Here is an 18551-nt window from a genome sequence, read left to right on the forward strand (position 1 = left end):
TTGGTATAATCTTAGATAAGTTCATAATACTATATTTGAGAGTTATTTTTTAAGCAACTCTTTTTTGATAAATTTTTCTTCTGGGATACTCATTAAATATGCCTTCTTCTCCTCTGAGTTTTTAAATTTTCCTTTAGTGTTCAGGTTGTAAAAGTGATTCCTGTTTAGAAAATCGTTAGTAGAACAAATTATTTTTGCAGGATTTCCGCCAACTACACAATTTTTGGGGACGGATTTTGTAACCACACTTCCCGCTGCTATCAAACATCCTTCACCTATTGTTACTCCTGGCATTATATGAGAATTTGCTCCTATATAAACCCAATCGTTAATTGTTACTTTTCCGTATGCATCAAACTCTGGACAAATATTGCGTACTGCTTGACCTCCACCATGCGTGTGTATATAGACATTTCTTGTTATTTGACAATTATTACCTATTGATATCAAATAAGGTTCACTACTCCACTCTCTTGTAGCAATAAAACAATTCTTACCTATTTTTACGCCAATATGTAAAGCATACTTTTCTGGAGACACAAGAAAACGCCAGTATAAGTTAACTAATCTCACAAACAAATTTAACACAATTAACTAAATAATTTATTTAACTCTTCTTCAACTCTTTCTACCATATTCAAAGGAGAAAATTCACCATGATAGCCATAATCAACAAAACCAGTTCCTTCCGTAATGAAATCAATGTTTATATTATTCATATCTTCAAGGACTTGAATTTTATTTCTATCATAAAACTTAGATTTCTGTACATAGTTACAACTCGTTATTAACTTCTTTCCATAAATAACAGCTTCTAAAAAACGAGATGTATAACCTTGTTGATTATTCTGCGTAATATCAAGCATACACCTTGTGTTTACGGAATGATAAAGCATTTCCCTGTATGACATAAAAGTATCAGAATACACTATTCCTGGTAATTCTATTCTCTCTTTTTTTGGCACTTGTGTAAGGTAAAAGAATACTTTAAGACCAGCTTTTGTTAACTGATTATATGCTCTTGACAATAATGGAAGTCGATCTTTTGCTTTTCCTGCAAAAAAAACATCGGACTCAAACTCTTTCTCTCTTGTTATTTCTATTGCAGACTCAAATTCGTCAAAATGTGGGATATTATATTCTTTTGATTCAGCCTCATCATAAGTCATTTCTAAATCAAAAATTGGATTAAAATGCAAATCTGGTCTCATTCTTTGCCCGACTGAAAGAAAGTCCCTGTGTATGTGTACAATTTTACAATCAGGATACTTCTTCTTGAGATAATGTAAATAGCCTAACGGTAGGCTACGACTTATTATTATAAAACATATAGGTAGTTGTACAGAAAAATTATTTTTAAAATATAGCGGATACCAAAGATTCTGAAAAGGCAACTTTATATGTTTTGAAATTTTTTCAGATGTGTGTAAAGCAAAAAGCAACCGTATCCAATAAAGGTGTTTATCCAACGGATATGAAACAACTCTTGCCTGCTCTAAATTTTCCAGATCTTTTGTACAAATTGTATAGTAACCGTCATTGTCTACTCTTAACTTGTTATCAGGTGAATTAAAGATGACATAATTGTATTTATATTCCATATTTTAAAAATTACATTTTGAACTGGCAGGTAGTATTGAACCACATTCCAAAGAAACTACCTATATTGCCAGCTGCCATTTGGGTTATTTTACAAAGGCGTTTATATAGTAGCTATCTTTTGTACATCCTCACCAGTTAACCACATATGCATAAGAATTTTATGTTGATAAACTTTTTCATACTATCCAAGGAGTTTTAAATCATCAAGCATTAACAATACTTAGAGCCAAACTCCTTGATTGTATCGACAATCAAGGTTAAGTCATCGAGCGAGAGGCTTTGATGCATCGGCATGCAAAGAGTGTTGTCGACCGCATAGTCTGCATTAGGACAAGATGCATGAACACCATAGCCTGGGACTCTGTGAAGCGGGAAGTAGCGATAAGTAGTGTAAATTCCGCGGTCGCGCAGGTATTTTGCCAGCTCATCTCGCTTGCCGTTCTTAACCTGAATGTGATAGAAATAATATGACGTAGTACAACCTACTGCTATAGGCAGAGGAAGGTCTAGCCAATTGACATTTTTAAGGTTTTCGTTATAGAACTCGTGAACTTTTGAACGTGCTTCCATAAAGGACGGCAGTCTCTTGAATTGCTCAAGAGCCATGGCTGCTGTCACATCATTCATGATGGCGCGATGGCCGAATGAACTGATGTCGAACTCCCACCACTTCTGAGCTACACTGTTCTCATATCCGCTTTTGGCTTCAAGTCCGAAATAGAGCCACTTCTCAGCTCGCTCTCGTAATTCAGGGTCTCTAAAATGTAAAGCTGCACCATCGCCACAAACAAGAATCTTCATGGCATCAAATGACCACATACCGATGTCTCCGAATGTTCCTAATGCCTTTCCTTTGTAGGAAGAACATACTCCTGCTGCACAATCCTCTATAACCTTCAGATTGTGGGCATCAGCCAATGCCATAATCTCGTCCATCCCGCAGGCAATTCCTCCGAAGTGAAGAAGAAGTATTGCTTTTGTTTTGGATGTAATGCACTTTTCGATGTCTTCAGCACGAGCATTAAGTGTGCGTGGGTCAACATCACAAAGAACCATCTTTGAGCCGTTGGCACAAACTGCATTGCCAGCTCCGACAAAACTGATGGTAGGAAGGATGACCTCATCACCTGGTTTGATGTCGCAAAGGTGCATAGAAGAGAATAACCCTTCGCTACAACAGTTTGTTGTCAGCACTCTATTTGCAGTCGAACCGACGTGTTCAGCCCATTTCTTCTCAAACTCGTTGACGAGTTTACCTTTTCCAATCCAATTGGAATCGAAAACCTCTTTGATGCGGGCTAATTCCTCCCCCCCTAAAGTAGGTTGAAAAACATTAATCATGATAAATAAAATTTAATATTTACATATACCTATGTATTGATTTTGAACATCTTAAAATCTTTATCGATGTCGAAATTCAATCAATTTCTGTAATCTCTTGTACAACATATCTATGGTAATACAGGTAACGAATACAATGGCACATTGCAGGAGTGCCACTCCAATCATATAAGGAGTGTTGAAATAATCGATATTGTCGAACACTCGTTTCCAAAACCATGGATAGACATTTGGATTTTCTGAAATCAAATAAACTGCAAACGCACTTTGAGCAAGTAAGTTGATAATAGTAGATGTGATATTCATCTTGCTAAAGAGTAAGAACAAGCCTAATGCGCCTATAATCGGCAGGATTGCAAACCTTCCAATGAAATGGAGGCCAAAAAGAATCCCGTAATCATCACAAATATGCAATTGCCTACCTCTCCAAAATATTGCATAGCTGAATGAAAACTTTGTTGATAAGATTCGTATTGTCTGGTGTTAGTTTCCACGAACCGTGTCCTCCCCAGTGACTTAATACTATTCCAAACATTGCCAACAAGCGCAACAGTTCTATTCCAGATTGTCTTTGTTGTCCTATTTTATTTCTTTCTGAACTTGTTTATAATAAATGCTAAACTGCTATCTCTTAGGATGTATTGCATGAACAGATATATAACTGAACATACCAATACTTGACATATCAAAGTCATCCACAGAGGGAGTTCTATGAGAGACAGAAGATAGCCACAAGCTAACATTATTATGGAAGAGAAAACGGGTTTAATCAAATCTTTAGTTCTCTCAATCAAAGAGTAGTTATAGACTTTATCACTGATAACACATAGCATAAAATTGCCAGCAAACTCGACTACAACATAGCCTATTGCAATAGCGAACACTCCGTATGGAATCATCAAGACGAGGGATAGTAAGTTGATTGCCAAAAGAATCATCTCATAATACAACCCTATCTGGCTTTTCCATAAAGAGAGATATACTTGTTTATCTACAGATGTTATGATACCTGGAATTCTAAGCAAACAGAACAGACTTAAGAATGGGGCACACGGTAGCCATTTATCTGTTAGGACAATTAAAATCAATGGCTTTGATACAAGCGCCACAAGAAGCAGAACAGGTATCATCACAAATGCCGACATACTGACGGAACGGCGAGCCATCTCCTTAATGTGACTTTTATCGTCTTGTGATCTGGAAAAGACAGGCAATAGGACTGATGATATTGAAGTATTTACTACTTGAGTAACAAGACCAGAGTAAGTATATGCCCGGTCATAATACGCAAGTGTAGCAGGCTTGTAAACCTTTCCTATGGTCATCGTACGGATAGTGTCGCCTCCTGCACTTACAAGATTAGTTCCTAATATCTTAAGGCTGAAAGAGTACAATGCTTTTGCGCTTTGTTTTGAGAATCCAAGCCTCAAACGTATTTCTGGAAGCATATTCATAAATATGACTATTGCCAGAATATTCGACAAGACGTAACAAATAAGTGCCCATACTCCACACCCTAAATAGGCCATAGTTATACCGATGACCGCTGATATAGGAGTGGCAAGCAAACTACGGACAAACATAGTTTGGAACATCATTTTTCTCTGCAATAATCCGCTCTGTATGGAATTGAAGGAGTATAAGAACAATGCTATACCCATTACTCTGATTGGCCACACAAGTTCTTCCATATTGTACCACGAATTAATCACGGGTGCCATAAGAAACAAGCCTACATACAGAATTAATGCCACCAAAAGACTAAGCGTAGTCAATGTGGATACATCTATCTCTGATAGGTCTTTCTTCTGGACGACTGCGGCTGACAGACCACATTGCACAAAGATACCAAGATAGTTGACTATAGCGGTAATAATCGCAAGGCTCGCAAAATCTTCAGGCATAAGAAGACGGGCGAGGATTATCTGAACCAACAAACCTATTCCTTGCACCATTATCCGTTCACCTGATTTCCACAATAATGAACCTATTATTCCATTAGCCTTTGCCATATATCATTAATACAAAGAAACCTCAATATCAAAGGGGGGGGTAAAGCCTTTTAAACATTCGTGTTGTGTGTCTTTCTCGGATAGAATTACTTTGTCCATCGGTATACACCAATCAATACCAAGGCTCTCGTCCTTAATGGAGATGCCTCCATCTGCCTGTGGTGCATAGAAGTTGTCACATTTATACTGGAAGACAGCGGTTTCACTGAGAACAGCAAAGCCATGCGCAAAGCCTCTTGGTACAAAGAACTGGCGATGATTATCTTCCGTCAACTCCACAGCAACGTGATGTCCGTAGGTGGGTGAGCCTTTGCGGATGTCAACGGCTACGTCAAGAACTTTACCTCTGACACAACGGACTAATTTGGATTGAGTGAACGGAGGTAACTGAAAATGAAGGCCTCTCATTACCCCATAGCTGGACATACTTTCGTTGTCCTGTACGAATAGTATTGGTTTACCATATTGGGGTATAGCAACTTTTTCATCAAACTCTCGTTGTGAGAAGGATTCGACGAAATATCCTCTTGAATCCTTAAACACTTTGGGTTCAATGACAACTACGCCTTCAATGGTAGTTTTGATTACGTTCATTACTTTTCAGTATTAATAATGCTTAATCTAACAATGTCTTCATACTTCCCTTCGGCATTGAGAGCCTCATCTTTAAGAATAGCTTCTGCAGAGAATCCTGCGTTCTTAAGCAATTCTACTTCATCGGGATACTTATAGAATACGTACGAATACACCTTATGCATACCATATTCCGTGAAAGCTTTATCAACAAGCATACGAATAGCCATACTCTGGCTATCTGGTGTCCACTCTGTATCTGTACTGGTGAAAATACACAGCTCACAACGCTTGTTGGTGTAGTCCATATCCTTCAGATATACAGTTGCAATAGGATATGCTACGATAGGGAAATCCTCATTCAAGCGTTCCACCATGAACTGCTTATATTTGCCTGTCTTCACAAAATTCTCGTAGAACTCTTTATTTGATTCTTCAGTAATTGTTGCTCGACTGAGACAATGGTTAATCACTCTTTCGTCATTACGCCACTTTACAAGATGAACTCCATCTTGCAATGTGATTGGTCTTAATACTATTTTCATATTTCAATTATTATATTTCATCTTCAAAAGAACGATGACACTTGTCCTCAGTGGGAGTACTTTATCAACTGCACAAATGCTATGCTTCCATTTTTTTAAGTCTTCTCGCAAAATTTGCGATTACTCTTGGAGTTATTTTGATGGATTGATTCATCGTGTTTTGTTTTTATCATGGGTCATAGAGATAGACACTTGATTTATCAGTCCTTATCCCAAAATTTGCTTAACATCTTGGTTTTGATGAGTCTTGAAAGGCAGCACAAAGTGGTTTGTAATCAATGCCTGCACACCGAATGCGGAAGATCTACCTTCATCTCTTTTAAAGTTACAAATTATATCCATATATAGATTTATATTATAATCCTCGTGACACACTAAGCGTCCATTTCTCCTCAAAATTTCTCAAAACCATTATGAAACGAACTGTTGAGAATTTTGAAAACTTAAAAAATATTTTAATTTTACGTTCATTTATTATAATACCCATTGTACCATTCCGCAAACTTACACAGTCCTTCACGCAAAGGGGTCGATGGTTTGAAGTCGAAATCTTGCACCAAGGGTGTTGTGTCCGCGTAAGTGACAGGAACATCACCAGGCTGCATGGGGACGAGTTCCTTGTGTGCCTCAAAGTCGTATTCAGCTGGAAGTACACCAGCGCGAACGAGTTCTTCTTGCAGGATGGTGACAAAATCCAACAGGTTCTCGGGTTGGTTATTGCCTATATTATATATGGTATAGGGAGGAACGGGCAGACCGTCCTCACCTGTTCGTCTTTCGGGAGCGTGTCGCATCACTCTGACTACTCCTTCTACTATGTCATCAACGTAGGTGAAGTCACGCTTGCAGTTGCCGTAGTTGAATATTTTAATGGTCTCACCTTTCACGAGTTTGTTCGTGAAACCGAAGTATGCCATGTCTGGACGACCGGCAGGACCATAGACAGTGAAAAAACGAAGACCTGTAGATGGGATATTATATAGTTTGCTGTAAGCGTGCGCCATCAGTTCGTTGCTTTTCTTGGTGGCAGCATAGAGGCTGACAGGATTGTCCACCTTATCATCGGTGGAATAGGGTATCTTCTTGTTGCTACCATAGACAGAGGAACTGCTGGCATAGACCAAATGTGCTACCTCATGGTGACGGCAGACTTCCAATATGTTGTAGAAACCGATGAGGTTGCTCTCGATATAGCTGTCGGGGTTAGTAATGCTGTAACGTACACCTGCCTGTGCGGCGAGGTTGACTACTACATCTATCTTGTTTTCGGTGAAAACGTTCTCAATGAGTGCTTTGTCGGCGATGCTGCCTTTGAGGAACGTCCAATCCTTAGACAGACTGTCTATTTCCGTCAGACGTTCGTATTTGAGATTGACATCGTAGTAATCAGTAATAGAGTCGATGCCGATAACTTTGATATTGTCAAAGTCTGTTAGTAACCGTTTCACCAGATTGCTGCCGATGAAACCTGCGGCACCTGTGACAAGAATAGTCTTGCCTTTCAAATCTATATTGTATTCCAACATGAAACTAATCCCTTTTAAAAATGTCACGCGTATATACTTTCTCCCTCACGTCGTCCAGGCACGCATCGTAGCGGTTAGCAATGATGGCTTGCGACTGCCGCTTGAAGGCATCGAGGTCGTTGACTACCTTACTACCGAAGAAAGATTCCCCGTCCACCAGGGTGGGCTCGTAGATAATGGTCGTGGCCCCTTTGGCTTTGATGCGCTTCATGATGCCCTGAATGGCCGACTGACGGAAGTTATCGGAGTTGGACTTCATCGTCAAGCGATACACGCCGATAACCACCTCCTTCTCCTTTTCAGCTTCCCAATTCGCACTCTCATGGTAATAGCCGGCCTTGTTCAGCACTTGGTTGGCAATGAAGTCTTTGCGGGTTCTATTTGATTCCACAATGGCAGACATCATGTTTTGGGGAACATCTGCATAGTTGGCCAACAACTGCTTTGTGTCTTTCGGTAGGCAGTAGCCGCCATAGCCGAAGCTGGGATTATTGTAGTGCGTACCAATACGTGGATCAAGCCCCACACCGCTGATAATGGCTTGTGAATCCAAGCCCTTCATTTCAGCGTAAGTGTCCAATTCGTTGAAGTAGCTGACACGCAGGGCAAGGTAGGTGTTAGCAAATAGCTTCACAGCTTCTGCCTCCTTCATACCCATGAACAAGGTATCAATTTCTTCCTTTATCGCTCCCTCTTGCAAAAGTTTTGCAAATATCTTCGCATATTCCTCTGCATCGGAATTGCCGATAGATTTAATGGCTGTATTCTCCTCATCGAACTCTTTTCCATCGATGATCTTTGGATAGCCTACGATGATACGACTGGGATAGAGGTTGTCGTAGAGTGCCTTGCTTTCGCGAAGGAACTCAGGCGAGAAGAGCAGGTTGAAATGCTTACCTTTCAATTCTGGTTTCAGCTGAAACAGTTGGGCATATTTCTTATAAAGCGACCGTGTATAACCAACAGGAATAGTGCTCTTGATAACCATAACGGCATCAGGGTTCACCTCCAACACCAAGTCTATTACATCCTCAATATGATGAGTATCGAAGAAATTCTTGACAGGATCGTAGTTGGTGGGAGCAGCTATGATAACAAAGTCCGCATCCTTATAGGCTGCTTTCCCGTCAAGGGTTGCGGCCAATTTCAAATCCTTTTCCGCAAAGTATTTTTCAATATACTCATCCTGTATCGGTGACACACGACGGTTTATCTTCTCTACCTTTTCGGGTATCACATCCACAGCCACCACATTATGATGTTGTGACAATAGTACTGCCATGCTGAGACCTACATAGCCTGTACCAGCAACGGCGATTTTCAAATCTTTGTATTCTTGCATATCGTATTAACTTTTATCCACAATTAATTAGTTGGCATTACAACAACCGTAAGCATTCAATTTAGGGCATACCCCCTTTGAAAGGGCACACAAGTGTGCCCTAAACTGAGTTTCGTTAATTAATTGGTTTTGAATTTAACATTGGCATGTAGCCAAAGTGATTTTGTCAGGGAGCATGTTAACATAATCCCTGCACCCGTTAAAGATATTTTTGAAAAAAGTTCCGATGAAGTTCCAAATAGAACTGCCATGAAGCTTCACTATTCCAATCACACTGTGATAAATTGCAGCCATTTCAGCTCCTGCGTCACTATCGTAATGAAGCGAACTGCTTCGTTGAGTAGTCAGCTTTCGAATGGTTCGCTCAACTTCGTCATCCAAACTTTTTAACAATCTGATGGAAGGTGGAATCAGAATCTTAAAGGTGAAACAAAAAAGAAGCGGTGGCTTCCGTAGCGACAAAGGCGCCAAAAACTTTATGGCGATACATTCGGTCACCTATACGGCAAAAAAGAATCAATATTCACGTTGGGATGCCGTTTTAGCATTGGTCCGATAGGCCAATCGATAAATCGTACCCTTACTTACGTATTCGTATAGATGAGTAGTTACTTGACACTCAAAACGAGTTAAGAATCAATAAAAGCGAGGTTCAATAATCACAACACCCTTTATGGCGGTTTCTATTATATTCATTACTGGTCTGCAGCTAATTCATCAATTACTTTTAAAAGGTACTGCCCATATTGGTTTTTCAACATAGACTGAGCCAATTTCTTCATTTTATCAGAATTAATCCAACCTTGGCGAAGTGCAATCCCTTCCAGACAAGCTATTTTCAACCCTTGACGTTTCTCAATCACTTCGATAAAAGTACTTGCTTCACTCAGAGAGTCGTGAGTACCTGTGTCCAACCAAGCAAAGCCACGCCCCAAAGTCTGTACTTTCAATTGTTCTTTTTTCAGGAAATACTGATTCACAGTTGTGATTTCTAACTCACCGCGAGCAGAAGGTTTTATGTTCTTAGCAACTTCTACAACCTTATTAGGATAAAAATAAAGTCCAACAACGGCATAATTGCTTTTAGGCACTTTAGGCTTTTCTTCAATGGAAAGACAATTACCTCTTTTATCAAACTCCGCAACACCATAACGCTCCGGATCATTCACCCAATAACCAAACACCGTTGCCTCTTGCTTTTCATCAGCAACACGGACTGCCTCTTTTAACATAACCGAAAAGCCATTGCCATGAAAAATATTATCACCCAAAACTAAACATACTGAATCATCACCAATAAACTTCTCTCCAATAATAAAAGCTTGTGCTAAACCATCGGGAGAAGGCTGTTCCGCATATTCAAAACGCACTCCGAAGTCAGAACCGTCACCCAGCAAACGTTGAAAGCCGGATAAGTCATAAGGAGTGGAAATAATCAATATTTCACGAATCCCCGCCAACATGAGTACAGAGATAGGATAATAGATCATCGGCTTATCAAATATCGGAAGTAACTGCTTGCTTACCCCTTTAGTGATCGGATATAAGCGAGTGCCGGAACCACCGGCCAAAACAATACCTTTCATAATTAAAACTTAAAGGGAATTCGATTGATTTGTAACTATTGGCATACAGCCATAACAGTTGTTTGTTGATTGGCAGCAAAGATATATATCATTTTTGAGCCCTAAATTGAATGCTTACAGATTACTCAAAAAATCACTATCTTTCGTTCATCCCAATTTATTCTTCAACATACTCCCACGGATAAGGATTATCCACCACAGTCTGAAACTCGTTGATAGCCTCTTGCTGTTCAGTAGTAAGTGACACCGAATCCCAAGAAGCGATAATTGCACGGGCTTCGTCAGCCAAAGGCTCGTCGAATACCTCACCATAGCAGGCAGTAAGCAGGCGGAGCTTCAATAGCGAAGCGGGAAGGGTATCGAGGATATCCCAGCAACGATCTAATATTTCCTGGATATGTTCGCGCTTTTCTCCGTGGTCGATGAACGATGCGTTGTAACCCATCAGGAGAGCGAGACAGACAGAGGCCTGCTCTTCAACCGTAGAACCTTTGATACCGGAATTATACAATGTTGTGGTCAAGCGGTAAACTTCATTGTTACGGCGGGACAAGTCATCGCTGTAAATGGGACTCCCGTCCATGCCCAAATACATCAGGTCGTGCGCGGCACGCTGAAGGGAAGCTACTTCTTCGGAAAGAGTCATAATAAATTTGAATTATGAATTATTTGATTACTTCTATAAGATCAGGATGAATGGTGGCCATGGCAACTGCTATGACACCTTGTATAGCAATGACCACGCGACGATCCCGGGCGCCTTTCACTTTCAGGAAAACACCTTCCTGACCCTCGAAGTCACCACCCGTAATACGGACTTTGGTGCCTTTGGACAGGTTGAGTTCATCGGGTTGAAAGTATAAAAGATGGTCACTGTAGGTGCCGGCTACAGCGATGAAGCGCTGCATTTCATTGTCGGGGATAATTATCTTCTTGCCGCTACGGGTATCGGTGATATACTGTAAATAAGCAACCATAGACTTGACACGCTTCACTTCGGAAGGACAAGCGTGAATAAAAATCAGATTGTGAATAACAGGAACCAAGACACGGACTTTTTTTCCTTTCTTTATACTTATCTTGTATTGCATGGGAACAAAACAGCCCAAGTTCTCTTTCGCAAGCAACCGCATAGCGTCAGTCTCACGACGGTAGGTGGCACGCATAGCGAACCATATTTCGGTTTCTTTCTCCACTTCCATTATTCGATTATTTCAGAAAAGGACATTCTCCCGGGGCTTTGAACTTCTTGCACACACTTGAAATTCAATCACTTGCGAGTACTTTATGTAATATACAGCAAGCTTTGTACTCTCTTGCCACGGTTTCTTGTAGTTACTCATTACCTGTCTGGTAAGAAGCTATAAACAAACGAATTATACTAAAAAAACGTGTTTTTAAACGTTCGTTTATTTGAACACCATTTTTGTTTTCATTTTTTTATTATCGAAACATAAAAACAGACAGATAAAAAAGAGATTTTTATTCATAGATATCTATCTAATAATTAATATGTTAAAATAGAGTCCCAAGAGTGCAAATCATTTTTTTTATTAAACATTTTGCTATTATGAAAATACCCCTTATCTTTGCGTTCAAATAAACGAACGTTTTTTGAAACACCCTTCCTTAAACAAACTATCGCATTATAACCCAACAACTTACTACTCCAATAAAAATCAAACACCACATTTTATCCTGTATTTGCAAGTTTACTAAATATTTCGTCCATACCTTTGCCATATTTTACACAAATAAAAATCACTAAAATTAAAAAGAGTATGAACTACGAAAACAAACAACAAGAAGAAAAAAAAGGAACTCAAAAAAAACAAAACGGACAACAAGCAAACCCCTGACAATAAAAGTCTTAAATCAAACAGGGGACGAAAAAAGGAGAAACCCATACAAGGGATTGTTTTGAAACACTACGAATGCTTAAAGCTACTAATCACACTCTATCAAAATGGAGCAATGGGTATAAAAAAGGAGACATCACAAATTGCGTTAGCCCGATATATAAATGACAAAAAACTATTAGGGAATATTCGAAACGGAATATTCATTCCATTGAAGCTCAGCACCATTCTAAAGGAAATAAATACCATCTGGAACGAAACATTACAAGATAAATCCATTGGCATAAAATAGACAAGAAAACACACCATGAATTATTATACTCCAACTTAATCGGCAAACACTCTACCTTCGGGCCGTAAACAATTTATAAACTTTAAAATCGTATATGTATGAAACGAAAAAAAAGGCCGGCATCACAAAGTGAAGCCATGAGACTAAAATGGGAAAGACGTATCGTCTTCGAGAAAGGATACACCGAATCGTGTGCGGAATGGATGGCGGAACGCCTGGAAGCGTTATTGGATCACATGCAATATGGACATGCGGCAGTGGCTTACCGAAAACAGAACGGGAGTTTCCAACTGGCGAAAGCAACACTGATTTATTACGAAGCGGAGTTTCATAGGAAATATGATCCCGCAGAAGTAGAAGGGGCGGTTGTGTACTGGAATGTGGACGAACAGCGGTGGACGACGTTTCAAGTGGAGAATTTCATGGAATGGAGACCGGTGGTGTAAAAGCGGACACCACAGAATTACACGGATTTCCACAGATAATTATTCATCCTAACCGACGGATCGATTCTGATATTCTATGCGAATCTCGTGTAATCCGCAGTAAAAGTATTGCAAATAAAGCAAACAACTAATCTAAAAAAACAAATATGGCGACAACATACGACGGGATCAATTATTTTCCGGTGAGCGTAAACTTCATGGAAGAGAACGCAATGGAAGTGATAGAAGTAAAATATGGAATAAAAGGGTCGGCAATTGTGCTGAAACTGATGTGCAAGATTTACAAGGAGGGATACTACATACGGTGGGATGAAGAACAGTGCCTGATTTTCGCAAACAAGGCAGGAAGAGAGGTGCAAGCAGAAGAGGTGAAGGGAATCATCAAGATTCTGTTCATCAAAGGGATACTGGACGAAAACAGTTATCGGGAAAACGGAATACTGACTTCGGAAAGCATACAAAAGGTATGGCTGGAAGCTACGAAGCGAAGGAAAAGAGAACTGTCGGAGCTCCCCTATCTGATAGTAAAACCGGAAAAGGAAAACGGAAAACCCGATGCTCCTTCTACGCCACAGGAAACTCAGCAACCAGAGCTGTTCAAAGAGGAAAAAACACCTGTTAACCCGAAAAACGTAGTACATCATGTAGCCGTTGACGCAAAAAATGCATGCGATTCCGGACAAAGTAAAGGAAAGGAAAGTAAAGCAGAGGAAAGTAAAGAATTCCCCCCCTCAGCTCCCCCTGAAGGGGAGGGGGAAGAGCGGAAGGAGGATTCTGCTTATCTACAGATACCGGGATACGCCTTCAATACAATGACGCACAATTACTCGGGACTGATGGACACGCTAAAGAGATTGAGCGTTACCGACACCGGGGAAGTAAACTCCATACTCAGGCTGTCGGACTATGGAAGGAAGGGAACGACGGTATGGAAACTGATTGCAAACACTTGCTGGAGCGATATCGGAGCCAAAGGAAGATACCTGATAGCGGCGCTAAACAAGGCGAAAAGAAGATAGCAGAGAGTGTCAGTCCCCGATTTGTAGTTGACGAAAAAACAAGTATACAGGCTTTTATCCCAAAAGGGATTCAGTGAAACAAAGAAGTAAAGAGTGTGCTTAACAAACTAAAACACAGTGTTTTTAAAGCACAAGATTTCTCTCGCCCAAAGCTTTGTTTTAACGCTACGTTAAAGCTTGTTCTTTAAATGCAAATAGCAAGTGTTTTAAATGCAAAAGGCTTGTTATTTGCACATAAGAATAAAATAACGGAGAAATGGCGTTAACAATGTTAATTGAGGGTAAGTATTCTCACATAAAATTATACCAGTTTCTTTTTCTTCCTGTAGTTTTCACGAAACTCTTTGGGTGAACATTCTTTCTTCTTCTTGAAAATCCGATTGAAATTAGAAAGATTATTAAACCCGCATTCATAACAGATTTCAGCAATAGACATAGTAGAATCAACCAGCAGGCGGGCAGCAAACCCCAAACGAATATCAATGATATAGTCCGAAAGGTTCTTGCCGGTACGCAATTTAAAGAAGCGACTGAAAGATACCGGAGTCATTCCTACCATATCGGCCAGCTGATTCAGGCGGATCTCTTCCTGATAATGGGCATTAATATATTCCTGCACCTTCTGTACGCGACGACTATCCGAATGAATGCCGATTTTAGCAAAAGAAGAACTTGACAACGTACGAGCCTCTTCGTTGAAAAGTGACAGTTCGTAAAGGATAGTCAGGAATTTGATAACAGCATAAAACCCCTGTTTCTCGGATGCCAGGGTATCGAGCAGAGGATAGATTTTCAGGATGGCCGACATCGGAAAACAAAGACCTTTCTGAGCTTTCTCAAGCATATCACGAATGGAATCGAACTGATTCTTATTGATAAAGCTTTTAAAAAAGAGATCGGAGGAAAACTGGATCGTTATTTCACGGATCTCTTTTGAATGGCAATCGTGCTGCTCCCATACATGTTCCAGGTCTTTTCCAGTAATCAGAACCAAATCATAATCACTGATCACTTCTGCCGAATCGCCGACAATGCGACGTACTCCGGCGGCTTTCTCCGTAAAGTTCAGCTCAAACTCGGCATGGTTGTGAATGGGATAGGTAAACTCCGTTTTATACCGTTCGGCAATATAAAAACAATCCTTGTCAGACAACGGAGTGATCTCCCGGATAATGTTGCTTTGTAGTGCATTCATAGCTAATATAGTATTATTAGCTACAAATATAATACACTTTTTTAATTTCTTCTACTCCACTCCCTAAAATCTTCTCCCGTAGGATTCTGGAATACACGTAATCCGAATTCCGGAATAATAGCAAGCAGATGATCGAATACATCGGCCTGGATTCCTTCGTAAGGTACCCACTCTTTCACAGCAGAAAAAAAGTAAAGTTCGACCGGAATACCTTGTTCGGTGGGCTGAAGATAGCGTACCATGCAAGTGAGATTTTTATTCACGTCGGGAAGACTTTTCAGGTAGTTCGTCAAATAGGCGCGAAACACACCAAGATTGGTCTGGCGTCGCCCATTAACCAAAATAGAGTTGTCTATGTGATGTTCTTTATTATACTCTTTCACCACCTTCTCGGTCTGCTCCACATAATCGGTCAACAATTGGATTTTCTTATATTTAACCAGCATTTCGGGGGTACAGAATCTGACACTGTTCATATCGATATTGATAGAACGCTTCACACGCCGTCCACCGGACTCCTGCATACCCCGCCAATTCTGAAAAGAATCACTGACCAGCAGATAGGGAGGAATGGTAGTGATGGTATTGTCCCAATTGCGCACCTTCACTGTATTGAGCGTCACTTCAATCACCGTACCGTCGGCTCCGTATTTGGGCATAGCAATCCAGTCACCTACTTTCAGCATATTATTTGCAGAAAGTTGGATGCCGGACACAAATCCCATGATACTGTCTTTAAACACCAACATCAGGATGGCAGCCGAAGCACCAAGCCCGGTGAGCAATACCATCGGAGATTTATCTATCAATACACTGATAACAACAATTCCTCCAATGAAAAATAGTATCACTTGCGCTGTTTGCAACAAACCTTTCAATGGTCGATCACGAAACTGCTCTCGCTCACTGTATACATGATAAACAGCCGACAGAAATGCGCTGATAAAACGTAGAAAAACCGCAATGATATAAATCATGCAAATACGACGAATAAAATCGAGGGCACTTACATTTGGAATTGCCAAAGGAATCAACACATAAATAATGATGGGGGGGACAAGATGACTGAGATAAATCAGTACTTTACGGTCGAATACAATATCATCCCAGGTTGCTTTGGTCTTTTTCACTAATTTAGCAACCACTCTTAAAAGAATGTTACGACAAATAAGATCGGCTAAAAAGGCAACACCGATAATCAGTATCAGTGTGATAATAGGACCTACTTCATTGCTGTTAAATCCCCAGGAAACGAATAAGTTATTTATCTTTTCGGTTATTTGTTCCATATAAAAACTCTTTAATATCTTCTTTCAACCATTGATAGAGGTATAAATCTTTGTATGCACTGTTTTTGCGGAGCATTACTTCCACATTCACCTGACTGTTCTGATAACAAGTCAGTTCGTTATGAAATTGTTCATTGTGTTCTGCCAACTTCTTGATTTCCTGTTCACGCTCGCGCCTTAAAGCCGTACAGACGGGAGTCAGCACTTTCATCACTACATTATCCATAATATGATGCCCTTGAACAAACAAATAAGTAGTATCAGGAAGTACTCCGAGCCTTTCAAGTTCGGCCGATAATCTGTCGATCTCTTCGAGCCCCTGCGGAAAGCGTGTAGACAATTCGGACAACTTAGCTGTAACCGAACGTCTCACCACTTCCAGAGAACGTTCCGGATGTCTCAGGCTAACATCGTGCAAGCGAACACAGCCATTAAACTCACTCATGGAAAACGTATAAGTATCATGGCGGCGATAAAACCAGACAGACCATAGGAAAAGCGGATAAACAATCCGGGAGTATCGCTTCATAAACTCGTTGAAATCAATGAGGTGACGGTCATTCAAAGTTGCCTGTACACAAACCTCATGCAAGCTGTCGGCGTAACAATGATAGTTCTCAATGGCATAGGCATAGGTCTGAAAAATATATTTGTTACGGTTAATCTTACGCGAGGTGGAGGTAGCTCCCTGCAACAGAAAGTCATAGTCACTATCTACGCAAGCAATCAGGCTTTTCCCGAGCTCAGCGGTATTGAGAGTATTCATCAACACCATCTTCTTGCCTTTGGCCAGCGATGTAGCGGAAGGAAGCATCACTTGAAAATAATGTTCTTCGTCCTCAAACTCTTCAAGCAGGGTACGCCAGAAAGCTACATCATCATAACTCTCAACATAAGCAACGATTCGGCGGCGTGCCTTTTTAGAGTACAGCTTATGGGCTGCACTGAAGTAGGAAGAGGTCAGATTATCTTTAAGACTAATTGCCATAGGTCGTGTTTTGGTTAAATGCTATTTATAACTGGTTGCAATATCACTGACTTCGGTTACTGCATCGAGCCATCCCTCCATGATGACTGCAGGCGAATGAGTGGTAAGTATAATCTGTACATTCGGATTCAGTTCACGGATCATCGCAATCAGCTTTTGCTGCCATTCGATATGCAAAGAAGCTTCGGGCTCGTCCATGAACAATACGCAATGGGCATTATCCTGTACAAGTACAGTAAGCAGGATCACCAACATCTGTTTCTCACCGGAAGAAAGCTTATAAGGAAACAGAAGTTCACCATCCTGATAAAAAGCAATATCATTGCGTTTACGGTCTATTTTTTTACGGGTATAGCTGAACAGTTCATCGACCATGTCTTGAAAACGGCGCTTGGCTACTGAAAGAGTAGCTGCTTTGCCGCGCTCTTCTTCGTTATTACTACTCAGCAGATCGATCATCTTATTGCCGATATTGACCTGGTAGTCAAGGTAGCGGCGCTGTAACAGGTAAAGTTGCCAGTCGAGCTCGGACTTTACATTCTTATCTGCCATACGGGCTGTGAAATCCCCCATAATAAGCGGACGATCGTAACTACGGATAACATCATACGGAATGTAAGTAGCTTCCGGATTATCAAAAAAGACACGTACCCCGTTTTTTTCATCACTCTTTACTTCGCCTGATAACTGTTCAAGATACCCGACCGATCGATTCAGGATAGTAGTTTTCCCTACTCCATTGATACCGGATAGTATATTGACATCCGGACGAAGGTCCCAGACTATGTTGAACCGGTCCCATAATCCGTTTATTTCGATTCGTTTGATATAATTGGCTGATAGTTCCATAAATGGTTGCATTTAAATTAAACAAATATAGAAAATTCAAACGATAAATTAGTTACTTTTGCATCAGTTTTCAATAAAGGTAACATT

18 protein-coding genes and 1 pseudogene are annotated in these 18551 nt (G+C 40.4%); 3 read left to right on the top strand and 16 right to left on the bottom strand.

The window, feature by feature from the left end; translation table 11 throughout:
• Positions 1-42: 42 nt before the first annotated feature.
• The 9 genes and pseudogenes from KO473_RS12210 to KO473_RS23460 all read right to left on the bottom strand — a co-directional run.
• Positions 43-573, bottom strand: coding sequence for a DapH/DapD/GlmU-related protein (locus tag KO473_RS12210; RefSeq protein ID WP_231135650.1), 531 nt, complete (start codon positions 571-573; stop codon positions 43-45).
• A 17-nt stretch (positions 574-590) separates the two neighbouring features.
• Positions 591-1601, bottom strand: a complete 1011-nt coding sequence (locus tag KO473_RS12215) for a hypothetical protein (protein WP_065344290.1) — start codon at positions 1599-1601, stop codon at positions 591-593.
• Between the two features lie 211 nt (positions 1602-1812).
• Entirely contained in the window at positions 1813-2943 is a 1131-nt protein-coding gene (locus KO473_RS12220; RefSeq protein WP_005795231.1) for a DegT/DnrJ/EryC1/StrS aminotransferase family protein, read from the bottom strand.
• A 584-nt stretch (positions 2944-3527) separates the two neighbouring features.
• Positions 3528-4955 (bottom strand): lipopolysaccharide biosynthesis protein, encoded by a 1428-nt coding sequence (locus tag KO473_RS12225; protein ID WP_008658606.1) that lies wholly within the window; start codon positions 4953-4955, stop codon positions 3528-3530.
• A 6-nt stretch (positions 4956-4961) separates the two neighbouring features.
• The gene (gene rfbC / locus KO473_RS12230) at positions 4962-5549 is read right to left on the bottom strand and encodes a dTDP-4-dehydrorhamnose 3,5-epimerase (RefSeq protein WP_122130256.1); all 588 of its coding nucleotides are present in this window, start codon (positions 5547-5549) and stop codon (positions 4962-4964) included.
• Positions 5549-6073 carry a GNAT family N-acetyltransferase gene (locus KO473_RS12235; protein WP_122130257.1) on the bottom strand — a complete coding sequence of 175 codons (525 nt, stop codon included), beginning with the start codon at positions 6071-6073 and terminating at the stop codon, positions 5549-5551. The genes rfbC and KO473_RS12235 overlap by 1 nt, the downstream gene beginning before the upstream one ends.
• A gap of 467 nt (positions 6074-6540) precedes the next feature.
• Positions 6541-7599 carry an NAD-dependent epimerase/dehydratase family protein gene (locus KO473_RS12240; RefSeq protein WP_122130259.1) on the bottom strand — a complete coding sequence of 353 codons (1059 nt, stop codon included), beginning with the start codon at positions 7597-7599 and terminating at the stop codon, positions 6541-6543.
• A 4-nt stretch (positions 7600-7603) separates the two neighbouring features.
• Positions 7604-8941 carry a nucleotide sugar dehydrogenase gene (locus KO473_RS12245; RefSeq protein ID WP_022011151.1) on the bottom strand — a complete coding sequence of 446 codons (1338 nt, stop codon included), beginning with the start codon at positions 8939-8941 and terminating at the stop codon, positions 7604-7606.
• A 135-nt stretch (positions 8942-9076) separates the two neighbouring features.
• A pseudogene (locus tag KO473_RS23460) lies at positions 9077-9307 on the bottom strand (IS66 family transposase); the annotation flags it as partial.
• A gap of 58 nt (positions 9308-9365) precedes the next feature.
• On the opposite strand from KO473_RS23460, the gene KO473_RS23690 reads away from it, so the two are divergent.
• Positions 9366-9500, top strand: a complete 135-nt coding sequence (locus KO473_RS23690; RefSeq protein ID WP_256444597.1) for a hypothetical protein — start codon at positions 9366-9368, stop codon at positions 9498-9500.
• A 136-nt stretch (positions 9501-9636) separates the two neighbouring features.
• Here KO473_RS23690 and rfbA read toward each other — a convergent pair whose 3' ends face one another.
• The 3 genes from rfbA to upgY form a co-directional block, all read right to left on the bottom strand.
• A complete protein-coding gene (gene rfbA / locus KO473_RS12255) occupies positions 9637-10527 on the bottom strand; it encodes a glucose-1-phosphate thymidylyltransferase RfbA (protein WP_122130260.1) in 891 nt (296 codons plus the stop codon).
• Between the two features lie 157 nt (positions 10528-10684).
• Positions 10685-11173 (bottom strand): UpxZ family transcription anti-terminator antagonist, encoded by a 489-nt coding sequence (locus tag KO473_RS12260; protein ID WP_032537211.1) that lies wholly within the window; start codon positions 11171-11173, stop codon positions 10685-10687.
• 19 nt (positions 11174-11192) lie between these two features.
• Positions 11193-11729, bottom strand: a complete 537-nt coding sequence (upgY, locus tag KO473_RS12265) for a capsular polysaccharide transcription antiterminator UpgY (RefSeq protein WP_005775512.1) — start codon at positions 11727-11729, stop codon at positions 11193-11195.
• Positions 11730-12776: 1047 nt separating this feature from the next.
• Between upgY and KO473_RS12270 the strand changes: the two genes are divergently transcribed.
• Together KO473_RS12270 and KO473_RS12275 are read left to right on the top strand one after the other, a co-directional pair.
• Positions 12777-13124 carry an SH3 beta-barrel fold-containing protein gene (locus tag KO473_RS12270; RefSeq protein WP_122130262.1) on the top strand — a complete coding sequence of 116 codons (348 nt, stop codon included), beginning with the start codon at positions 12777-12779 and terminating at the stop codon, positions 13122-13124.
• 146 nt (positions 13125-13270) lie between these two features.
• Positions 13271-14143: a DUF4373 domain-containing protein gene (locus tag KO473_RS12275; protein ID WP_122130263.1), complete on the top strand. Its 873-nt coding sequence runs from the start codon at positions 13271-13273 to the stop codon at positions 14141-14143.
• Positions 14144-14444: 301 nt separating this feature from the next.
• Here the strand turns inward: KO473_RS12275 and KO473_RS12280 are convergent, their stop codons facing one another.
• The 4 genes from KO473_RS12280 to KO473_RS12295 are packed head-to-tail and all read right to left on the bottom strand — an operon-like array spanning position 14445 to position 18464.
• Positions 14445-15338, bottom strand: coding sequence for an AraC family transcriptional regulator (locus KO473_RS12280; protein WP_005775503.1), 894 nt, complete (start codon positions 15336-15338; stop codon positions 14445-14447).
• 41 nt (positions 15339-15379) lie between these two features.
• Positions 15380-16627 carry a mechanosensitive ion channel family protein gene (locus KO473_RS12285; RefSeq protein WP_122130264.1) on the bottom strand — a complete coding sequence of 416 codons (1248 nt, stop codon included), beginning with the start codon at positions 16625-16627 and terminating at the stop codon, positions 15380-15382.
• The gene (locus KO473_RS12290; protein WP_005810390.1) at positions 16599-17615 is read right to left on the bottom strand and encodes a DUF4435 domain-containing protein; all 1017 of its coding nucleotides are present in this window, start codon (positions 17613-17615) and stop codon (positions 16599-16601) included. Before KO473_RS12290 ends, KO473_RS12285 begins: the two co-directional genes overlap by 29 nt.
• 21 nt (positions 17616-17636) lie before the next feature.
• Positions 17637-18464 (bottom strand): AAA family ATPase, encoded by an 828-nt coding sequence (locus KO473_RS12295; protein ID WP_181996025.1) that lies wholly within the window; start codon positions 18462-18464, stop codon positions 17637-17639.
• Between the last annotated feature and the right edge of the window lie 87 nt (positions 18465-18551).

The sequence above is a fragment of the Bacteroides sp. HF-4919 genome (genome assembly GCF_018860125.1).